General features: G+C 61.1%; 15 protein-coding genes. 3 read left to right on the top strand and 12 right to left on the bottom strand.

What is annotated here, in order from left to right:
• Positions 1 to 20: 20 nt before the first annotated feature.
• A complete protein-coding gene (locus AC1DON_RS04440) occupies positions 21 to 1,322 on the top strand; it encodes a bifunctional folylpolyglutamate synthase/dihydrofolate synthase (protein ID WP_476933546.1) in 1,302 nt (433 codons plus the stop codon).
• Positions 1,323 to 1,427: 105 nt separating this feature from the next.
• On the opposite strand, the gene trxA is transcribed toward AC1DON_RS04440, so the two are convergent.
• The 7 genes from trxA to AC1DON_RS04475 form a co-directional block, all read right to left on the bottom strand.
• Positions 1,428 to 1,754, bottom strand: a complete 327-nt coding sequence (gene trxA / locus AC1DON_RS04445) for a thioredoxin (RefSeq protein WP_192620519.1) — start codon at positions 1,752 to 1,754, stop codon at positions 1,428 to 1,430.
• 71 nt (positions 1,755 to 1,825) lie between these two features.
• Complete coding sequence (gene addA / locus AC1DON_RS04450) at positions 1,826 to 5,323, bottom strand: double-strand break repair helicase AddA (RefSeq protein WP_476933547.1); 3,498 nt, start codon at positions 5,321 to 5,323, stop codon at positions 1,826 to 1,828.
• The gene (addB, locus tag AC1DON_RS04455) at positions 5,320 to 8,340 is read right to left on the bottom strand and encodes a double-strand break repair protein AddB (protein ID WP_476933548.1); all 3,021 of its coding nucleotides are present in this window, start codon (positions 8,338 to 8,340) and stop codon (positions 5,320 to 5,322) included. Before addB ends, addA begins: the two co-directional genes overlap by 4 nt.
• Entirely contained in the window at positions 8,337 to 9,053 is a 717-nt protein-coding gene (gene murU, locus AC1DON_RS04460) for an N-acetylmuramate alpha-1-phosphate uridylyltransferase MurU (protein WP_476933549.1), read from the bottom strand. Before murU ends, addB begins: the two co-directional genes overlap by 4 nt.
• The gene (gene amgK / locus AC1DON_RS04465; protein WP_476933550.1) at positions 9,050 to 10,132 is read right to left on the bottom strand and encodes an N-acetylmuramate/N-acetylglucosamine kinase AmgK; all 1,083 of its coding nucleotides are present in this window, start codon (positions 10,130 to 10,132) and stop codon (positions 9,050 to 9,052) included. Before amgK ends, murU begins: the two co-directional genes overlap by 4 nt.
• 5 nt (positions 10,133 to 10,137) lie before the next feature.
• The gene (gene tsaE / locus AC1DON_RS04470; RefSeq protein ID WP_476933551.1) at positions 10,138 to 10,644 is read right to left on the bottom strand and encodes a tRNA (adenosine(37)-N6)-threonylcarbamoyltransferase complex ATPase subunit type 1 TsaE; all 507 of its coding nucleotides are present in this window, start codon (positions 10,642 to 10,644) and stop codon (positions 10,138 to 10,140) included.
• 205 nt (positions 10,645 to 10,849) lie between these two features.
• On the bottom strand, positions 10,850 to 11,674 hold the full coding sequence (locus tag AC1DON_RS04475) for a 1-acyl-sn-glycerol-3-phosphate acyltransferase (protein WP_476933552.1): 825 nt from the start codon (positions 11,672 to 11,674) through the stop codon (positions 10,850 to 10,852).
• 439 nt (positions 11,675 to 12,113) lie between these two features.
• On the opposite strand from AC1DON_RS04475, the gene AC1DON_RS04480 reads away from it, so the two are divergent.
• A complete protein-coding gene (locus tag AC1DON_RS04480; protein WP_476933553.1) occupies positions 12,114 to 13,046 on the top strand; it encodes a hypothetical protein in 933 nt (310 codons plus the stop codon).
• Between the two features lie 80 nt (positions 13,047 to 13,126).
• Here the strand turns inward: AC1DON_RS04480 and rplS are convergent, their stop codons facing one another.
• Genes rplS through AC1DON_RS04495 form a run of 3 tightly spaced genes read right to left on the bottom strand, consistent with a single transcriptional unit; the run spans position 13,127 to position 16,714 of the window.
• Positions 13,127 to 13,570: a 50S ribosomal protein L19 gene (gene rplS, locus AC1DON_RS04485; protein WP_476933554.1), complete on the bottom strand. Its 444-nt coding sequence runs from the start codon at positions 13,568 to 13,570 to the stop codon at positions 13,127 to 13,129.
• A 48-nt stretch (positions 13,571 to 13,618) separates the two neighbouring features.
• Positions 13,619 to 14,335, bottom strand: a complete 717-nt coding sequence (gene trmD / locus AC1DON_RS04490) for a tRNA (guanosine(37)-N1)-methyltransferase TrmD (protein WP_476933555.1) — start codon at positions 14,333 to 14,335, stop codon at positions 13,619 to 13,621.
• Between the two features lie 39 nt (positions 14,336 to 14,374).
• A complete protein-coding gene (locus AC1DON_RS04495; protein WP_476933556.1) occupies positions 14,375 to 16,714 on the bottom strand; it encodes a TonB-dependent receptor in 2,340 nt (779 codons plus the stop codon).
• Between the two features lie 297 nt (positions 16,715 to 17,011).
• On the opposite strand from AC1DON_RS04495, the gene AC1DON_RS04500 reads away from it, so the two are divergent.
• Complete coding sequence (locus AC1DON_RS04500; RefSeq protein ID WP_476933557.1) at positions 17,012 to 18,484, top strand: ankyrin repeat domain-containing protein; 1,473 nt, start codon at positions 17,012 to 17,014, stop codon at positions 18,482 to 18,484.
• Between the two features lie 179 nt (positions 18,485 to 18,663).
• On the opposite strand, the gene AC1DON_RS04505 is transcribed toward AC1DON_RS04500, so the two are convergent.
• Positions 18,664 to 19,338 carry a pentapeptide repeat-containing protein gene (locus AC1DON_RS04505; RefSeq protein ID WP_476933922.1) on the bottom strand — a complete coding sequence of 225 codons (675 nt, stop codon included), beginning with the start codon at positions 19,336 to 19,338 and terminating at the stop codon, positions 18,664 to 18,666.
• 2 nt (positions 19,339 to 19,340) lie between these two features.
• Positions 19,341 to 20,039 carry an immunity protein Imm33 domain-containing protein gene (locus tag AC1DON_RS04510; RefSeq protein WP_476933558.1) on the bottom strand — a complete coding sequence of 233 codons (699 nt, stop codon included), beginning with the start codon at positions 20,037 to 20,039 and terminating at the stop codon, positions 19,341 to 19,343.
• Positions 20,040 to 20,102 lie beyond the last annotated feature (63 nt).

The following is a 20,102-nucleotide window of genomic DNA, read 5'->3' on the forward strand; positions in this document are numbered from 1 at the left end:
AACCGGCCTAAACCAACCCCATGACCGACCGCCTCCTGCCCTTCGACGCGCCGCTGGAACGGCTGAAAGCGCTGCACCCCAAGCTGATCGACCTCAACCTCGATCGGATGCTCCGGGTATGCGCGGCGCTGGGCGATCCGCAGGACAAGCTGCCACCGGTCGTCCATGTCGCGGGCACAAACGGCAAGGGCTCTACCCTGGCTTACTTACGCGCCATGGCCGAGGCGCAAGGCTTGAGGGTCCACGTCTATACCTCGCCGCATCTCGTACGCTTTGCTGAACGCATCCGGCTGGCAGGAACATTGATCACTGACGACTACCTGACTGATGTGCTCAACCGCGTCGAAATCGCCAATGCCGGTGAGCCCCTGACCTTCTTCGAATCCACCACCGCAGCCGCGTTTTTGGCCTTTTCGGAGACACCAGCTGATCTGCTGTTGCTCGAAACCGGCCTTGGCGGGATGCTTGACGCGACCAACATCGTCCACCATCCGAAGCTGACGATCATCACGCCGATCGATTACGACCATCAGGGTTTTCTCGGCGACGAGCTGAACCAGATCGCCCGCCAGAAGGCCGGAATCTTCAAGCGCGGCACCCCTGCCCTGTCGGCGCGCCAGCTGGATGAAGCCTCTGCCGCACTGGAACGGCAGGCGCTGAAACTGGGCGTCACGTTGACAACGATGGGTGAGGGTTTCGACGCATGGTCCGAACACGGACGATTGGTCTTCCAGGACGAGGACGCACTCTACGACCTGTCGCTGCCACGTCTGGCCGGCGCCCATCAGATCAGCAATGCCGGTGTGGCCATCAAGGCCGCGCTGATGCTGGGACTGACGCCCGAAGCGATCGATAAGGGGCTGCAAACCGTTAGCTGGCCAGGGCGGCTGCAACCGATCAAGGCCGGGCCCTTGTTCGATGCCCTGGCCCACCCTGCCTCGGAGCTATGGCTCGATGGCGGCCACAACCCCCATGCGGCGCGGGCGGTACGCGAATTTATCGGTGGTCTTCAGGCGCGCGATCCGAAGCCGTTGCAGGTTATCTGCGGCCTGATCAACACCAAGGATGCCGGGGAGTTCTTCGCATCGTTCGAGGGCATCACAGCCAAATTTGCCTGCGTCGGCTTCTCGTCGGATGCCGTCATCCCACCTGAAGACCTGGCCGCCGCCGCGCAAGCAAAAGGGCTTGAAGCGGTTGTCGCCTCAAGCCCTCTGGATGTCATTCATTCGCTGAATTCAGAAGCACATCGCGTCCTGATCTGCGGTTCGCTCTATCTGGCCGGCGATGTCCTGGCGATGTCTCCGGAAACCTGGCCGACCTGAACCTACTCAGGCCAGCATCGGCTCAATTTCGATGAGATGCCAGGAGGCTAGCGCCGCAGGTACCTTAGTACCTGCAAGCGACGCCGACGCCGCAGATCGCGAAATTTAGGCGATGCTGTTCTCGCCCAGCCATTCGAGAAGTTTCGCCTTTGGCATGGCGCCGACCTTCATCGAGGTCATCTGGCCGTTCTTGAACAGGATCATGGTCGGGATGCCGCGGACGCCGAAACGCGACGGCGTCATCGGCGAGTCTTCGATGTTCAGCTTGGCGATCTTGACCTTTTCGCCCAGGCCTTCGGCGACTTCTTCCAGGATCGGCGCGATCTGCTTACACGGACCGCACCATTCCGCCCAGAAATCGACCAACACAGGTGTGTCAGACTTCAGCACGTCGGCTTCAAACGATTCGTCGGTAATCTTGTGGGTGCCCATGATGGCTTTCCTTTCGCAGCGGGTGCTGCACTCTCAACATGAGAGATATGTAATTGTCGCCGTGTCAAAAATCAACGTGACAGAATTTCGGCAAGCCTGAGATTTACTAAGGTCTCACTTAAGGGGGTCAACTTGGGGCCATCGGTCCACAACAATGCTGCCTCGACCTGGCGATCTGGATAGATCTTCCGCAGCAGCGCGACATAGCCCGCCATCTGGCGTTGATAGGCCACGGCTGAGTCTTCGGCACGATCGGGCGCCGGGCGATTGGACTTGTAGTCGATGACCTGGACACGGTTGGGCGTAATGACCAGACGGTCGATCCGGCCCGACAACATGATGGCCGCGCCGGTGTCCGTTTCACCGATCTGGCCGGCCAGGGCGACTTCGGCGCGCGAGGCAGGCCCGAAGGCTTCGGCAAAGCGGTCGTCATTCAAGACCGTCATGACGGCCTGGCGCATCTCGGCCCTCTGATCGTCGTTGAGATCGGTCTGGCGGTTAAGGAACCGCCGCGCCACAGCCTCACGCGAATCCGGTGACACCTCCGGCAGCATTTCGAACAGCTTATGGATCAGGTTGCCACGGCGATAGCGACCGATGCCATTGGTGGTTTCCAGCGGCGAGGGCGCCGGCTCATCGGCTTCGCGGTCCTCATCGCCCATCTGCGAGATCGCTTGCCAGCGCTCAGATTCGATATCAGCTTGGGCCACCAGCGCCGTTACCCAGTCCGGAAGCTTGACCTGCGCCGCAACGATGCGTGCTTCGGCCGGCACCAATGGCGCGCGTTCACCAAAGACCTGGACCACCGCCGTCTCGACCTGTTCGACATCATCGAACGGCGCGACCAGCGTCATCTCTTCGTCCTGCGTCGCCATGCTGCCGAAGGCTTCCCGCGCCAGATCGTACCAGCCCGGGAAGTTGCCGACCGCCTGGGCGCGCTTGCCGGCGAAAGCACAGACGGTCAAACGGTCGCGCGCGCGGGTCAGGGCGACGTAGAAGAGACGTAAGCTTTCCTGATCGTCCTTGAGTGCCGCGGCATTGCGGATATCGGTGATCGCCTGGACGTCACCCTTGCGGCCACCAATGCACAGATACAGATGGCCCTCAGGGTCGGTCAGCAGCAGGTCTTCACGCCGCGACGACTTGTGCTGGGGTGCGATCGGCAGGATGACCCACGGCGCCTCGAGCCCCTTGGAGCCATGGACCGTCATGACGCGGACGCTGCGGCCGCCTTCTTCCTGTTCGCGCTTGATTTCAGACGCGTTGAATTCAAACAGGTTCAGGCATTCCGACAGGCTGTTCGATCCTGCGCCTTCGGCCTTCAGCGCCAATTGGAGGGTTTCTTCCAGCACGTCTTCGCATTCGTCGCCCAGCCGCGTCAGGAAACGCTGCTTCATGCTGCGGCCGGCGCCATCGCGGCGGTTCAGCACGCGCGACAGAAAGTCAAACGCCGGCAACCGGTTCGAAGCCGTGAGCGCCCACAGAAGCAGGATGCGGGCATCGGCGATCGGTCCCTCTTCGCCGCGCGCGTCGATCAGCGCACCCCACAACGAGGTCCGGCGGCCATAGGAGAGCTGGAACAGCTCATCCTCGCTGACGTCACACAACGGGCTGCGCAGCACGCAGGCCAGCGCCAGGTCGTCCTTGGGCTGGAGGCAGAAGCGCATCAGGGCGCGCAGGTCCTGAAAGGCGATGTGTTCGCCGAGCTTCAACCGGTCGGCGCCAGATACCGCTACCCCTGCGACCTTCAGCTCCCGGATGATGTGTTCGAACAGGACGTCGCGTTTGCGCACCAGGATTAGGATATCGCCGGCGTGCAGGGCGCGGCGTGTGCGCTTAGCGCGATCCCAGACACTGCGGCCCGAAACGATCTCTTCGGCGATATGGCTCGCCAGTTGCCGCGCCAGCCGCTTGGCAGGATGCGCCTGGCCGGGATCATCAACCGCGCGCGCTTCATAAAGCTCGTCGGCGTCGCGTTCCGCCGCATCGATCGGCTGGACCTGCGGCCACAGCTCGACACAGGCCGGTGCTTCGGAGCGGCGCGCTTCGTGCTTAACCGGATCGCCGGTGAAGTTAAGCGCTTTTCTATAACGTTCATCATCGAACACTGTATCGACGAACCCTAGAATCTGCGGCAAGGAACGCCAGCTTTGTTTTAGTCCTGGCTCAACGAACTCTCCACCTACCGCCTTGACTACCTGCCGGTAACGGAAACGCTGGGTTAGGAATTGTGACGGATCGGCACCCTGGAAGCCGTAGATAGATTGCTTTTCATCACCGACGGCGAAGATGGTGCGCGTCTGCGAGGTGCGGCCATGACCCGAAAAAAACTCATCCGTCAGCGCGCCAACGATCTTCCACTGGTCTTCGGACGTATCCTGCGCCTCATCGACTAGAATATGTTCAAGGCCCTCATCGAGCTTGAACAGCACCCAGGCAGCCATACCTTTATGAAGAAGTAGATCGCGGGTGTTGTTGATCAGATCCTGGAAATCGAGCCCGCCGACGTCCGCCTTTCTGTCCTGATAGAAAAGATTGAAAATCTGGAATATATAAAGTGCGTCGAACGTATTAGCGGCGATTTCGACCGCCTTTAATCGGTCGGCTAGTTCCAAAACCTCGGTGAACAAGCGGTCGAGCAGGATGGCATCGCTGGCAGAGGTTTCCTTGGTGTAGGGGTTCTTGCGTGGCTCACCGGCCTTGGTGAAGAAAACGGCTTTCAGCCGGTCGAAATCAAACCCCCGGCCGTCGCTATAGGCCATATGCAGGTCGAGAAGCGCTTGGCCTGCCTCAGTATTGGTCTTGCTGCTGCCGAGACTAAGCGACTGCGCCAGGTCCTTGATAATCTCCCATTCCAGCTTGTCGGCATAGATCTGCAAACAGTCATGCGAGGTGCACGGCGCATCAATGCCGAGACTCCGGAAAATTTCCGCCTGCCAATCCTCATGGCCCTCTTGCAGCGTATCAAACGCGTCCCGGATATCGTCGTGCTGCGAAATAAACTGGGCGATCAACTTTTGAAAGCCCGAAGGCTTTAGCTTGTAAATTAGCCGGGTGCGGGCTTCGATAATCGACGCCTGCATAGGCAAGATCAGCAAATCGGATTCGGCGGTTTCCTTGATATCTGCAGCCTGAAAATCGTCGATAACCGAAAAGGCCGGCGACAATCCGGCCTCGAGCGGAAACCGGCGCAGCAGCTTTTCGCAGAAGGCGTGGATGGTCTGGATCTTCAGTCCGCCCGGCGTTTCCAGGGCCTTGGCAAACAGGGCACGGGCATTGGCCAGGTCGCGCGGATTTTCATCGATCGCCGCCAGGTCGTCGGCCAGCTTGTCGTCTTCGGCCACCGCCCAATGACCCAGCCGCTCGAACAGACGCGCCTGCATTTCGGCGGCTGCGGCCTTGGTGTAGGTGACGCACAGGATACGATCAGGCAATGCGCCGCGCAGCAGCAGACGCGCCACGCGGTTGACGAGCGTAGAGGTCTTGCCCGACCCGGCATTGGCGGTCAGGAAGCACGACGCCTTGGGATCGGCGGCTTCGTTCTGCGGATTGCGGCTCATATCGTTCATGACGCCTCGCCTTCATCGTTGGCGTCACCGGCATCGTCTTCGCCCAATACGTGCCACTCATAAAGCCGCGCCAATTGGTCGTAATCACCACCGCGCGTCTTCAGGAACTGCGGCGCGATCCATGACCGGTAACCCATATCCGGGTCCATATAGATCTCAAGGCGGCGTTTGAGGCTGGTCAGAGCCGCTTCGGCCAAGTCGGCATTGGGCACGCCTTTTTCATAAATGCCGCGCGGCGTCACCTGGTCGGAGGCGACGCGGACATACATCATGTCGCCGACCTCCTTGCCCGAAATGCCGGCAAAGCCGCCGTGGCGCAGGATGGCGGCGGTCAGGGTCAGCTGGGGGTAAAAGCCGGCCAGCACCTGTTTGAGCGAAGCCGGATAGCCGGTTTTGAAGTCGACGATATCGACGGCGTCGTCGCGCACTTCCAGCCGGTCAGCGCGGGCTTTGAGCGTAAACGGCCGGCCGCGGACATTGAACTCAATCTGGCCCGCGCCTTCGATCAGCAGCTTGGGTTTAGCCGCGCGGCGTTCGGCTTCGAACTCGACATATTTGCGCGCCATGGTCGGCAGCAGCGGCTTTTGCAGCTCCAGCTGCGCCGGCGAATAGTGGGTGTTGGCAAGCTCGGTTTCCAGCAGGCCGGTCAGGCGGCGCACGCCCTCTTCACCGAGCGGCGTATCGTTTTCGACAAACTGTTCCAGGCTGGCGTGGATCGCCGTGCCGCGTTGCCGCGCTTCGACAGGTTCGTTCGGCCGGTCCATGGTGCGCAGGCCCAATACCCGCTTGGCGTATATGGCGTAGGGGTCGCGGACAAAGACCTCGACCTCGGTGACCGACAGGCTGTCCGGCCGCGCGTTCAGCGGCGGCTTCGGATCGGGTTGACGGGCAGGCCTGAGCGACGCCGGCTTGTCCTTCAGGCCGCAATCGAGCGCGCGCGACCAGTCCTGAACCTCAGGCCGCGTCGGGATAGTAACGCCCGCACCTTCACACAGGGTTTTCAGGCGCCACAGCCAGCGCGACTGGACCTGCGGCTCGCTTTCACGGCGGCGGCGCGTGATCAGATAGGCTTCGGGGGAGGCGGCGGCCTGCAAAAAGTCGTGCGCCGACAAACCGATACGCCGTTCAGGCGTCGGCAGGCCCAGCTTCTTGCGCATCGGCCGCGACAGGAAGGGGTCGATGTCCGGCGCCTGCGGCCACACGCCTTCTTCGAGACCTGCAAGGATGATGCGGTCAGCCTTGATGATCCGCGCTTCGATGGCGCCCAGGATCTGCAGGCGCGGGTGGGTATTGCCGCCGGTGCGAACCTTGGCGTCGCGCAGGATATGCGTGAGGATATCGGCGAATTCGCGCGGGCTGGCGATGGCGTAACCCGCGCCTTCGTGCATCAGTTCGGCGATCAGCGATGAGGCCAGCGACCCCGCCGCGCCAGCCCACAGGGCGTCGGCATCGCGCGCCAGGCTTTGGGCGACGATGGAAAACAGGGTCAGCGAAGCGCCGAAATTGCTGAACGGCTGATCGAGGATCGGCGTGATGGCTTCGCGATAGTCCGTAAACAGAGCAATGGCGTTGGGATGCAGCTTGCCCCCTGCTGCTCTGAGGCGCGCTTCGATGGTGTCGAGACCGTTCGGCCGCGCCCCGCGCAGGCCGTATTTTTCGAGATCGCTCAACCCCTGCTCGTCGGCAAAGCGGCAAAGCGGATTGCGCCACAGGCTAAGCAGCAACACCGGATCGTGCGGTTCGAGGACCAAGCCAACCAGATCGTGCAAGAAACGGCCGGTCAGGCTGCTGAATAGCGGTTCACCGCCCGAGGCGTCAGCGACCAACCCCCAGCGCGACAGCCGCGCCGACACGCGCCGCGACAGGCTGAGATCTGGCGTCACCAGCGCCACCGTCTTGTCCGGTGTCTCCAGGGCTTCACGCATCAACAGCGCAATGACGCTGGCGGCGTCCTCGTCGCGCGCCGTGTCGATCTCATAGAGGCCTTCCAGCCCCTCCTCGACCGTGCGCGCGCCTTCCTGCTTCAGGATGGCGATCTGGGCCCGCCAGTCTTTGGTCGCTTCGGCCGGACGCAGGGCTTCGTTGAGCAGACGGCGGCGCGACTGGGCCCGCCGGTCAGCATCGAGCGAGGCCGGCCAGATATGGACGTCGGCGCGCGGCACACGATGGCGATCGATCAGCCGTTTCAGCGTTGATTGCGGATGCGACTCCTCGATCTGCTTCCAGGCATCTTCGGCCAGCGACAGGTCGAGCCCCGGCAGCACCACCGCCCCCATGCGCGCATTGGCGACGACATTGGCCATGTCGGCGGTCGATGGCGCCGAGCCGGTCGTGCCGGCGAGGATCAGCGGCGTCTCGGGCGGATTGTCACGCCACTGGTCGACCAATCGGCGGATCAGGGCGACCTGACGCTGCGAAGGGTCCATGGCGCCCAGGACCTGCAAGCGGCGCGGCCATTCGCGCACGGCGATTTCCAGAAACCGTGCCGAAACCTGCCAGTGCTCGGCCCAGCTATCGAGGCTATACTGGTCTTCGCCTTCATTGTGGATCAGGCGATCGAGCTTGTCTTCGGCATCGACCTCTTCAAGCGCCAGCGAGTCGAAGAAGCGCGCCAGGCTGTCGGCCAGTTCCAGCGCCAGCCGGCCGGAGATATTCGGGATACCGGTATATTTTTCGACGATCAGCCGCGCCAGCTCAAAGCGCCTGCGCACCGGCGACAGGGCAGGCGGCAGGTCGAGCCCGAGTGCGTCGAGATCGAACGGCGGTTCGCCTTCGTCAAGATCGCCGATGGCGCGGACCTGAGGCAGCAGTAACGGCTGGCCGCGCGCCTGATGCGAAAAGGCGCGCGCCATGGCTCGCGCGCCGCGTCGTGTTGGCATAAGGATGGTCGCCTGCTCCAACCGGCCATCGAGGCCCTGGCACAGACCCAGTGCAAGGTCATCGAGGAAACAGCGGCCAGACGGAATGGTGAACCAACGCGGCCCGGCGCGACCGAAGATGTCGCTGTTCGGATTCATGCCACTTTCAGGCGGGCATCGGCCTCGTCACGCGCCTGTGGGTCGCCAACGTGCATCCAGTCGCCGTCCATGGCCGTGCCCTTCAGGCGGCCCTGCGGCGCCAGATTGCGCCACAGCTTCGACAGCGAAAACGCCTGCTCGGCCACGTCGTCGACAATGCCCGGCCAGGTGATGTGCACGCCCATATAGACGTACGGCGCGGACGGCGCGTCGTTGCGGAAGGTCAGGCGATTGGCATCGTCGGTGAAGAAATCGCCGGCGCCGTCAAAGCCCATCGAGCGGTTCATATCGGCCAGCAGCAGGGCCGCGTCCATACCGCCTTCGTTCCACAGCGCGGCCAATTGCTTCAAGGCCTGACCATCGCTGTGTTCCAGCCAGACGCTGTCGGTATTGGCGATCCAGACGGGGCCGTCACCCAGTAGCGGCCGGGCGTGCTTCAGGCCGCCGCCGGTTTCCAGCAGGGCACCGCGCTCGTCCGAAATGACGATGTCGAGATCGTTGCGCGTCTTTAAGTGCGCTTCCAGCTTATCGGCGAAATAGTGGACATTGACGACGAACCGCTTCGCGCCGGCCTCTGAGAGCCGATCAAGCATATGGTCGATCAGCGTCCGGCCGCCGACCTCGACCAACGCCTTTGGCCGGTCGTCGGTCAGAGGCCGCATACGCGTGCCCAGGCCTGCGGCAAGGACGAAAGCGGTTTCGGGAACGCTCATGCGTCTTTCAGCCTGTCGGAGAAGCCGTAGCGCAGGAACCACTCCTTGAGGCCTTCCATGCCGGGGGCTTCGAGGTTGCGGCCGAGATGGCGCCACATACGCGGCATGAAAGCCTCATAACGCGGCTTATGATCGCGGACGATCAGGCGGGCAAAGATGCCGAGGATACGGGCTTCGTTGAGCGTCGCCAGCGCCGTATAGCCCTGCATGAAGGCAGGGATGTCGGTATCTGGACGCAGTGAGAAATAATGGTTGAGCACGGCCTTTTCGATTTCCGGCGAGACGTCGCGGCGGGCATCCTGAAGCAGTGAGTGCAGGTCCCACGACGGGTGGCCGCGCAAGGCGTCCTGAAAATCGATCATGCCGACGCGCTCAACGCCCTGACGATCCGGCAGCCACAGCAGGTTTTCGGCGTGATAGTCGCGGTGGATAAACACCGTGGCACCGGCTTCGGAGCGCTCGCGGATCGGCGCCCAAATGGCTTCCCAGTCTTCCAGCGCCTTGTCGTTCAGCGAATGGCGGGTATCAAAGCGCGGATACCATTCCACGAACAGATCGGCGCCGGTCTTCAGCGCAAGGTCGTCATAGGTCAGAAGCGGCCAGCCGCCTTCAAGCACAGCCGGCGGGGTCAGTTCGTGCAGGCGCGCCAAGGCTTCGATGGCCGAGAGATACAGCGGCGTTTCATCCTGACCGGTGGCGATCAGTCGGGCAAACAGGTCGTCGCCAAGATCCTCACTGATCAACAGGCCGTTGGGCGCATCGACCTCAAAAATCTCTGGCGCCGACAGACCCTGGGCACGCAGATAGTTAGCAGCGGCGACAAAGGCTTCGATACGGCCGGCGGCCAGACGCGCCATGGCGTTGTAACCCGACGCCTGACGCTCCGCATAATCCTGCGACGGCAAACACGGCTGGCTTTCCAACGCTGGCGCCTGGTCCATCAACATGAAAGACTGATCGCCTTTTTTCAGGCGCTCATAACGGCGGGTCGACGCGTCGCCGGGCAGCGGGTGGCGCTCGGCATCGCCAAAGCCCGAGGCGGTTAAAAATCGGCGCTTGGTCGCCTCTCTGGTATCCATTACGCTTATTCTTCCCGGTAACGCCCGGAGGGGGTCAGTCTGGCGACGCGGCCAGCGACCGGTCCTACCGGAAAATTGGTCTTATCGGGCAGTTCTAGGCTGATATCCAGCCGGTCGTCAAAGCCCAAATGTCCGAGGCGATCCGGCCATTCAATCACAAGCACGGCATGGGGCAGCGCATCGTCCAGCCCCAGTTCGTAGGCTTCTTCCGGTGCGGTCAGGCGGTAGAGGTCGAGGTGGAGGATTTCGAAGGCGGGTGCGTCATAGGACTGGATCAGGGTGAAGGTCGGCGATGGCACGTCCTGATCGGGATGTGTCAGGGCGCGGATCAATCCACGCGCCAGGGATGACTTGCCCATGCCGAGGTCACCGTGGAGGTAGAGGACATCGGACGGCCGCAGTTGGGCGGCAATCAGCGCGCCGAGTTGGGTCGTGGCAATTTCGTCCGGCAGCCACAGGGTTTGCGGCCTGGCGAGATCAAGAGCGGAAAAGTCGGAGGGCGTTTGAACCATTAAGAGGCCCCCACCACCATCTGCTCCGCAGATGGTCCCCCTCCCCAGTAAACTGGGGACGAGTAAATATGTGCTGCGTTACCCTTATTCCTCCCCAGCATACTGGGGAGGGGGTGAGCAAGAGCGAATTGCGCTCGCCGCGCAAGGGCCCGGAGGGGCGTGGTGGTTGTGGTGGCCCTTACATTGTCAGATACGACTTTCATGGTCAGGCCGTATAGCGCCGATCTGGATGAAGACTCAATTCCCGTTCGACATAGGCCTTCAGTCGCTCGGTCTCGATGCCGTCGCACGCAATAACCGACCCAACAGTCAGATCGAACCTTTGCCCTGCCTTGTTCAGAAACTCATGGAACAGGGTGATGTCGCGCAGTTCCTGCGAAAACCGGTTGAACAGGTGGAACCAAAAGGAGTTCGGCCCCTTGAGATACATCGGCACGATCGGCGCCGCATACTTCTGTGCCATCGACACCGCGGTCGGCGCCCAGGCGGGATCGGCCAGTTCGCCTTCAGCGTTGCGGCGCGCCAACCGCCCTGCCGGAAACAGCACCACACAGCGCTCAGCTTCAAACGCAGCCTTGGCAGCCTGCAGCGTCACCCGCGTCTTTTCACGCGTGCGCTTGGCTTCGACCCATTCGACCGGAATCAGGCTTTCGGCAAAGCGCGGATTAACCCGCAACGCATCCGCATTGGCAAAGAAAATAGCGTCCGGTCGGCGCTGCATAACGGCGTCATAAACCGCGATACCATCGGCTATGCCGGTCGGATGGTTGCAGACCACAACACAGCGGCCGTTTGCCGGCAAATGCTCCAGACCGGTCGCCGTCACCTTGAGATTGAGCAGTCTGGAGATATAGCGCAGGGCTTCGTCACCGCTCACCGCATTAACGGCATCAGCCATGCTAACCGCGCGGCGGTAGTCCAGAATGGCGTAGAGAAGCGGCTTTACGATGGGCCATAGGGGTGAACCCACCAGCTTCGGCGCACGCTCATAAATCAGTTCATCAACGATATGCAGTTGCCGCCCAGCCATATGTCAGATTTTTGCTTCATCGCGATATTTCGCTAAAAACCGCTGCACACTTTTTAGCATATCGCTTTAGTGCTGACGCGTTCAGGGCTTTTTTGCAAGGATTTTCAATGCTAAGTAGCGGGTATGAGTGAGCCCGATCCTCAGACCCAAAACGAAGACCGCCGTCGTCCAAAAGCTATCCTGCCCTACGCCGCCCTATGGGTGACCTGCGTGGTGTGTGTGATTTTTGCATGTATGGCCATGTTAAATCAGGCTTGACGCAGCAGGCATTGCGGACCTGTACGTGAAATTCCGTGATTTTTCCGCGCATTTGCGTTAACCATTATCAGGTGGCTGTCAGGACCGTGTGTGAACGGCACCTGGGAGAGGCTTTGCGTGCGTAGTCATCGCGTCTTATAGTCAAAGCGTTCAGAGCCAAAACGAGGGATGGGGTAGTTTCATGAGCAGGAAAGTCCTGTTGTGGGCCATGGCGCTGGTGGTCATTATTCCGGCGCTGATCGGTACCGGTTACTGGATATGGTGGGACCAGTTCCAGCGCTACGCCCCCACGACCATCACGCGCAACCAGGCGGAAATCCAGGTCTTGCTCGACAAGGCCGGCTATGTGTCACCGGGCAACGGCCCTCAGGCTATTTACGTCATTACCAACCGGTCTTGCGAAGCCTGCCGCGCCTTCCAGGAACAGGAGTTCCCCAAGTATGACGCCGCCGGCGTCGATACGCGTGTCATCGTCTTTGCGCCCGCCGACGACCAGGGCCTGAAGCGCTCAACCGTCGCCGAGCGCTCAACCATCGCCGAACTGTGGCTGACACGCAGCTGGCCGATCTACCAGGCCTGGTCGATGTCGAGCGACGCCAACTGGAAGGCCACGGGTCTGCCGGTCGCCGACAATGACTTCGCGCGTTCGGCCGTCGTCGATGCCACGCGCAACTATGTTTCACAGATGTCGACCCTGCTGTCGGCCAACAATGTCCGTGTCTCTTACCCGCTGGTCATCTGGCGCGATCAGAACAACATGCTGAAGGTCTGTGCCTGCGGCAATGAGAAGGCCTACCATTTCATCCGCGAAGACCTGAGCGTGCCGAACACGATTTCCGGCCGCGAAGGCGCGATGTTCAACATCCCCGAAAACGTCCTGTCCGCCTTTAGCGCATCGTCTTCCAGCGCCTCTAAGGCCGCGCCTGCGCCGGTCGTTCCGAAGGCAATGCCAGCCCCCGCCCCTGCGCCGGTCGTAAAGAAGCCGGCACCGGTGGCTCCGGTCGCCGCCTCAGCAGCAGCCAAACCTGCGGCAGCCGCCGTCCAGGTCAAGAAAACCGAAACCACAACGACCACCCGCACGGCCTATCCCACCGACTTCGGCCCGGACAGCTAAGTTTCGATTTCGCGTTCAGGTAAACAAAAACCCCGCCGGAGCGATCCAGCGGGGTTTCTTATTTTCATTATTCCGAAGTCTTACGACTCGGCGTCAGCGTTACCCGAAGAGGCGGCATTGGCCATGGCGGCGCGCAGTTCGTCGCCCTTCGAGCCGCGCGTCGAGTTCATCGAACGCTCGACGATACGGGCCGACTTACCACGACGGTCACGCAGGTAGTACAGCTTGGCGCGACGGACGACACCGCGACGCTTGACTTCGATCGACTCGATCATCGGCGAGACGAGCGGGAACTTGCGTTCAACGCCTTCACCGAAGCTGATCTTGCGGACCGTGAATGTTTCGTTGATGCCCGAACCGGCGCGGGCGATGCAGACGCCTTCAAAGGCCTGGACGCGCTCGCGCTCGCCTTCCTTGATCTTGACGTTGACGCGCAGGGTGTCGCCGGGTTGGAATGCCGGAAGCGTCTTGCCAGCTTTCAGCTTGGCGACTTCTTCGGCTTCGATCTGCTGGAGCAGGTTCATGTTAAACTCCTTCAATTGTCGTCGTGTCGTTAAACACGCAGTTGAGGCTTAAGTGCCTTTTGCCTGTGATTTGGAAAGATAGGCTGCCCAGAGATCCGGACGCCGCTCCTTCGTGGTTGCCTCTCTTTGCTCCTGCTTCCACTTGGCCATCTTCTTGTGATCGCCACTTAAAAGCACTTCGGGGATGTCGAGGCCTTCGAACGAACGGGGCCGCGTATATTGCGGCTGTTCGAGAAGTCCATCCTCGAAGCTTTCATTATCGAGACTGGCCGCTGCGCCGAGAACCCCCGGAATAAGCCGCAACGTCGCCTCGATCGTCACCATCGCCGCCGCTTCTCCGCCCGCAAGGACGGCGTCGCCGACGCTGATTTCCTCGAACCCGCGCGCGTCAAGCACACGCTGATCCACCCCTTCGAACCGCCCGCACAGGACGATCAGTCCCGGTGCCTTGGCCCATTCCTTGACTTTCGCCTGGGTCAGGGGCCGACCCCGGGCGGACATATACACCTTTGGGCGACCAGAAACCTCAATCGAATCAAGCGCTTTGGCGATAACATCCGCCTTCAGCACCTGACCCGGCCCGCCGCCTGCGGGGGTGTCGTCAAGGAAGCCGCGCTTATCACTCGAAAAGTTGCGAATGTCCAGTGTTTCCAAGGCCCAGCGGTCAGATTCTTTCCACGACGTGCCGATCAGCGAAACGCCGAGCGGACCGGGAAAAGCCTCGGGGAACATGGTAAGGACGGTGACGGCGTAGGGAGTGGTCATGATGGCGCGCGCCTTAGCATACTCCCCCCTAAATACAAACTAGCGCTTCAGCCGCAGGGTCAAGCCGTAGGTCCGGGGCTGGCCCATAAAGGCATCGAACGTCCCGGCCTGGAAAGGCGCCGAGAAGACGACCTGGTAGTAGTCGACATCGGTCAGATTACGACCCCACAGGTCCAGCGCCCAACGGCCGTCTGGCGCGCCGAACGACACCTGGCCGTCATAGAGGGTATAGGCCTTCTGGATCTTGATCGGGTTGAGGTCGGAACCGGTATTGTAGTCGCTGTTGTACTTGCCGTTCAGCGTGGCGCTCCAGGCCAGGCCCGCGACCTCACCCGTATAGTCGATGCCATAGGCCGCAGACCATTCCGGCGCGAACGACGCCGTGCCGTTGGCGACCAGCGCCAGGCCCGGAACGGCCTCGGGGCCGAACTTCGCCTCATCGTAGACCACGCCGCCGCGCAAGGACAGCGGCCCGACATGGTACTGGCTTTCGAGTTCGACGCCCTTGGAGCGCAGGTGCGGCACAGAGTTGACGACGAAGTTGGTGCCGAGGAAGGTGTTGAGCTGGAAATTACGGAAATGCGTGTCGAACGCAGAGACATCGAAGACCAGGCGATTGCCAAGGAAGCGGCTCTTCAGGCCGATCTCATAGGACTGCGAGGTTTCGGCCTTGAATGATGTATCGGGATCGACGCTGAGGTCGGCCTTCTGTTCGCGGTCGAGGTTGAAGCCCGCGCCCTTCCAGCCTTGTGACAGCGAGGCGTAGGCCATGACCGCCGGCGTTGCCTGCCATTTGACGCGCAACGAACCGGTGCCGGCGTCTTCGCCATTGATCTGGGCCAGGCGGTAGGAGGTGAAAGCCGGATTGGCCCAGGGCTGGCAGATCGTGCCTTTCGAGGCCGTCGCCAGTTGGCAGGCTATGCCACCGTCCGTCGTTGAGTAGCTGCTGCTCAAACGCTTGGTCTGGCGGTTGAGACGCGCGCCGGCCTGGACCGATAGGGTATCGCTCAGGTCCCATTCGGCGTGACCGAACATTGCGAAGTTGCGCTCGGTCTGCTGATGGACATCGCGGGCGCCCTGGCCTTGCACGAAGGATTGGCCGACGGGACGGCCGGTCAGGGTCGAGACGCGGTTGGCATCGGCGCCGGCCGACAACAGCAGGCCGATATAGGACTCGTAGTCCGCGCCATAAAGGGTCTGGTCGTGACGGGTCAGCTCTTCCTGATCGAGGAAGATGCCCAGCATCCAGTCGACCTTGCCGTTCGTGCCGTTCAAACGGACTTCCTGCGACACGGTGTCGAAGCGGTTGCCGAAGCTGCCGTCCGGATCGCGATAATAGATGTCGGCCGATGAGAAATCAGCGTCATAGCCGTTGGTGTGGTCCCAATGGCGGACGGCCGTGACCGAGGTCAGCTGGATATTATCGGTGACCTTCAGATCGACCTGGGCCGACAGGCCCGCATCGGTGATTTCCTGATCGGTCGGGCGGTTCGACCAGGCGCGGCGGGCGTGAACGTCCACCGTCGAAGCCGTGCCTTCGTCGGTTGCCAGGCTGTCGACATAGGCGCGCGTGCCGCCAATGGCCACGGCGGTCCCGGCGCAGCAGACTTCGTCGCGCTTGGTGTAGTCGGCGATCAGGCGGACGCGCATCGAACCGTTAGGCACATAGAGCAGTTGACCACGCGCCGACCAGTAGTTCTGGTCGCCGTCATCGGTGCGCGTGCGCGGACCTTCGCCGACCGAGACCTTATACTGGCCGTCGCGCTGGCGCTTGACCAGGCTCAACGACCCGGCCCAGTGTTCACTCAAGGCGCCGGTAGCATAGGCGGAAACGCCGAGCGCATTCATATTGCCGGCGGTCAGGGCCAGCGAATGCGACCGGGTGAAGGACGGCAGCTGCGACACGACCTGGATGACGCCGGCGGAGGCGCCCTTGCCGTACACATCCGACTGCGGGCCCTTGAGGATTTCGATACGATCTATGGGACCAAGATCGCTCATGGCCGTGGCGGTGCGCACGCGGGTGACACCGTCGATGACGACGCCGACCGACGATTCCAGGCCGGGATTATCACCGACCGTGCCAACACCACGCAGGCGGGCCGTCGTCTGGGCTTCGTTGGCCGTCGAGGTGATTAGCAGGGACGGCGTCAGCGTCTGCAGGTCCTTCAGGTCGTGGGCATAGACCTTCTCCATCGCTTCACCGGTCACCACCGCCACCGAAAGCGGGGTGCGGCTGAGGCGTTCGGGCTTCTTCTGCGCCGTCACGATGACTTCACCGGAAGGCTCCTGGGCCAGGGAGTCCTGAGCGAAGACCGGCGTAACACCGAACAGGCTACACAGGGCCGAAGCGGCCAACAGACGCGATGACAATGACATGAAGCTTTCCCGGTAACGACCCCATTGGCGGGCCTTATGCCCCGGCGCGATAATCGCTTTAACCATTCTGCGCAAGGCCTTATAACGCTGTAAGCGAATAAAGTTGACGTTAGGTAAGCTTGTCTGGGTAAGCACAAACCGCCCTATCCATCTGTCCCTCGATCTGTTAGATTGGCGACGCGCATAAGGGCGCAGCCGGTCCGCGGGCAGGGATTTTCCCACCTTTCCATTACGTTCTTCACGAACAGCTTCCGGCCCCTTCAGCGGACAACAGGGCTTACGGATAAGGCGTTCGTCATGACCATGATCCCAAAACAGCTATCAAAGACCGCTGATCTCAATCTCGAATTCTACAAGAAGCAGGCCAAAGCCTTGCTGAAACGCGCCCGTTCCGGTGATGCGGAGGCCAATGCACGGCTGCGCAAATACGCCGACGGCGATACGGCGCTGCATGTCGCGCAGCTGGCCATCGCACGCGAACAGGGCTTTGCCTCGTGGCCACGTTTCCAGGCCTTCATCATCGAGTCCAGCCTCGACTTCAAGGCGCTGACCGACCGGTTTATCGAGGCCGCTCTGTCGGATGAAGCGCGGGCGGCCGCCATGCTGGCTGACTATCCGGAACTCGCCGAGGCCGGGCTTTATGCGGCGCTGGTCCTGGGTGACTGGGCGCGGGTTGCATCCGCCCTTGAGGTCGATCCGGAACTGGCTACCGCAGCGTCAGGGCCGAAGGCGTGCGAACCGCTGCTCTATGTCTGTTTTTCACGGTTTGGCCGCAAGGGTGCCGAGCGAGAACAGACCGTCGCCCTGACGGCCCGGCTACTACTGACACGCGACGCCGATCCGGACGCGTCGTTTGCCGCGGACCATGGCCCGCTGTCATGTCTTTATGGCGCCAGCAGCGTGCTGAACAATGCCGAGCTGACGCGCATCCTGCTCGAAGCCGGCGCCGATCCGAACGACGGTGAGTCGCTCTATCACGCCACCGAACACCGCGATCTCGAATGCCTTAGGGTGCTGCTGGAATTTGGCGCCAGGGTCGATGGCAGCAATGCGATAAAGCACATGCTCGACCGCGAGGACCCTGAAGGCTTGCGTCTGCTGCTCGAAGCCGGCGGTACGCCGAATGAGACCAATGCCGAAGGTGATACGGCCCTGCATTGGGCGGTTCGGCGCAACCGGTCGCCCAAAATTGTATCCTTGCTGATCGATCACGGCGCCGATCTTGATGCCGCCCGCGAAGATGGCCGTACGGCCTACGCCATGGCGATCGTCAGCGGCCAAGCGGCAGTGGCGCAAAACCTGGCGGCGCGTGGTGCCGACACGCGTCTGAGCGCCATCGATAGTGTCATCGCCGGCGGTAGCGGCGACGTACCGATAGAGAGCGCCAACTCTCCTTCCAATGCGCGGCTGCTCACCCAACTGGCTGAAGCCGGCAATCTCAAGGCCGTCAAGGCCATGCTGGATGCCGGCGTGCCGGTCGAAAGCGTGGGCGACGGCGGCATTACAGCTTTGCACTATGCGTGCTGGCGTGGTGATGCCGACATGATCAAGCTGCTGATTTCCGAAGGCGCACCGCTCGAGCTCGCCGACACGATGTATGGCGCCACACCAGCCGGTTTCCTGCATCATGGCTCGACCAACTACGGGCGTGGCGATTATGCGCGCGGTGCGCGACTACTGATCCAGGCGGGATGCTCGATGGCCGGCTGCACGACACCGAGCGGCAATGCAGCGCTGGATGCGGTTTTGAAGCAGAACGGGTTGATTTAGAGTCCCGTCTCCCTGCTTGCGGGGAGAGGGTAGGCGCCGGGCGGCGAGCCTGAGGGGCCAGCGGACGAAGCAGAGAATGCTGAAATAGTTTTTGCCCCTCATCCGGTCCTTCGGACCACCCATCGCTGGCGAAAGCTATACTTTCGCTGGCGCTATACCCCGCAAGCTGGGAGAAGGAATTAGCGCACCTTAAGTCCCAGCTCGGCCAGCAGCTCAGCCGCTTGAGCTCGGGAAATCGTCGCGCCTTTGAATCGTTTGGCATCGTCCAGCCGTACCCCGCCGATATCCGTGCCACGCAGGTCGGCACCTTCGAACCGGGCATTGTTCAACATGGCATCGCGCAATGAGCAATCTTCAAACAGCGCATTACGGAAGTCACAGCGCTGAAGATCGGCATTATGGAAATCAATAGATTTCAGATGGTGCTTGTTGAACGACATATCGTTGAGCCGCGCATCATCCAGCCGGCATTCCTCAAAACTGATATCGAGTGTTTTGGCTGTGTTGAAATTCGCACCGGTCAGCTTGCAGCGTTTGAACTCTGACTGCGCCAAGGTCGCGCCACGAAACAGCGCATTATTGAAGTCGCAGCCGGTAAACTTGGCTTCGTTCATTACCGCGCTGGTGAAATCGGCAAATGCGCCCTTGCACTTGTTGAACTGTGTGTTTTCCATCTTGGCGGAAGCGAACTTGGTTTTCTTCAGGATGCAGTCTTCGAACACCCAGCCGTTGAGGACAAGGTTCGACAGATCAACCTCTTCCAGCTCACAGCCGGTCAAGGTGACGGGCTCGGCCTTCTCCGCCAGTTGCTGAATGGCGGGGCGATCGAGGATTTTGTCTTCAATCATCGTCATTGTCACTCGATGCCACAAGCTTCATATGCGCCCGTTTGAAAGTTCCGCATAAATGACGAACCGATCGGCGCGTCAATGAGGTGTAGCCAGCTGTCGTCCGCATTCAATACCACTCCGAGAGCGACGTACTCGGGCCTGCGAGAATTACGTTCTTCATCGCTGATACCGCGATAGTCACCACGTATGCGCCAACCGCTGTCGGGGTATTTGTCATCTTCTTGTCTCTGTTTAGGCTCTTCGCGATAGATGAAGTAGATCGGAACCTTATCTTCCATGACGCAGCTATCCACTAGGCAACGATCCCAATAGGATCGCGCTTCAGGCTCTTCATGGTTCGGATGGTTTTCAAATATGACAGAAATGATGTGATGCGGCTGAAACTGGACGGTCGCGTTAACCTTCAATTGGGGAAGGTCTACAGGATCATTATTCAGCGTACCGATGAGGCCATCTGATGTCACCTCTTTAACGATGACCCACATGCGTTCACCTCCGCAATCCAGACTTTCTGGCTGGCTCCGGAAAATCAGCTTTACAAGATCGTCCGCCCGCACGCTGTCTATTTCACGCTGGGACGGCAGGAAAAAGGTATAGGGCGCCTCTTTCTGAACGATGCGCGGATCGTCAAGTGTGTAGGTACCAAACCACCGTCGGTACAGGTTATAAAAGGGCTTCCTGATCTCAGTCCACATAGCTACCATTCTAGCTCTGTCGCGTATCGGGGTGAAGGGGTCCGCGACCCCTTCATCTTCTTTTAGAAATAA

Source organism: Asticcacaulis sp. P4_H10 (assembly GCF_056400965.1).

Bases quoted from the DNA above. Each gene is read 5' to 3' on its own strand.
- AC1DON_RS04440 (WP_476933546.1), top strand. From the start codon at position 21: ATGACCGACCGCCTCCTGCCCTTCGACGCGCCGCTGGAACGGCTGAAA.
- trxA (WP_192620519.1), bottom strand. From the start codon at position 1,754: ATGGGCACCCACAAGATTACCGACGAATCGTTTGAAGCCGACGTGCTG.
- addA (WP_476933547.1), bottom strand. From the start codon at position 5,323: ATGAACGATATGAGCCGCAATCCGCAGAACGAAGCCGCCGATCCCAAG.
- addB (WP_476933548.1), bottom strand. From the start codon at position 8,340: ATGAATCCGAACAGCGACATCTTCGGTCGCGCCGGGCCGCGTTGGTTC.
- murU (WP_476933549.1), bottom strand. From the start codon at position 9,053: ATGAGCGTTCCCGAAACCGCTTTCGTCCTTGCCGCAGGCCTGGGCACG.
- amgK (WP_476933550.1), bottom strand. From the start codon at position 10,132: ATGGATACCAGAGAGGCGACCAAGCGCCGATTTTTAACCGCCTCGGGC.
- tsaE (WP_476933551.1), bottom strand. From the start codon at position 10,644: ATGGTTCAAACGCCCTCCGACTTTTCCGCTCTTGATCTCGCCAGGCCG.
- AC1DON_RS04475 (WP_476933552.1), bottom strand. From the start codon at position 11,674: ATGGCTGGGCGGCAACTGCATATCGTTGATGAACTGATTTATGAGCGT.
- AC1DON_RS04480 (WP_476933553.1), top strand. From the start codon at position 12,114: ATGAGCAGGAAAGTCCTGTTGTGGGCCATGGCGCTGGTGGTCATTATT.
- rplS (WP_476933554.1), bottom strand. From the start codon at position 13,570: ATGAACCTGCTCCAGCAGATCGAAGCCGAAGAAGTCGCCAAGCTGAAA.
- trmD (WP_476933555.1), bottom strand. From the start codon at position 14,335: ATGACCACTCCCTACGCCGTCACCGTCCTTACCATGTTCCCCGAGGCT.
- AC1DON_RS04495 (WP_476933556.1), bottom strand. From the start codon at position 16,714: ATGTCATTGTCATCGCGTCTGTTGGCCGCTTCGGCCCTGTGTAGCCTG.
- AC1DON_RS04500 (WP_476933557.1), top strand. From the start codon at position 17,012: ATGACCATGATCCCAAAACAGCTATCAAAGACCGCTGATCTCAATCTC.
- AC1DON_RS04505 (WP_476933922.1), bottom strand. From the start codon at position 19,338: ATGACGATGATTGAAGACAAAATCCTCGATCGCCCCGCCATTCAGCAA.
- AC1DON_RS04510 (WP_476933558.1), bottom strand. From the start codon at position 20,039: ATGGTAGCTATGTGGACTGAGATCAGGAAGCCCTTTTATAACCTGTAC.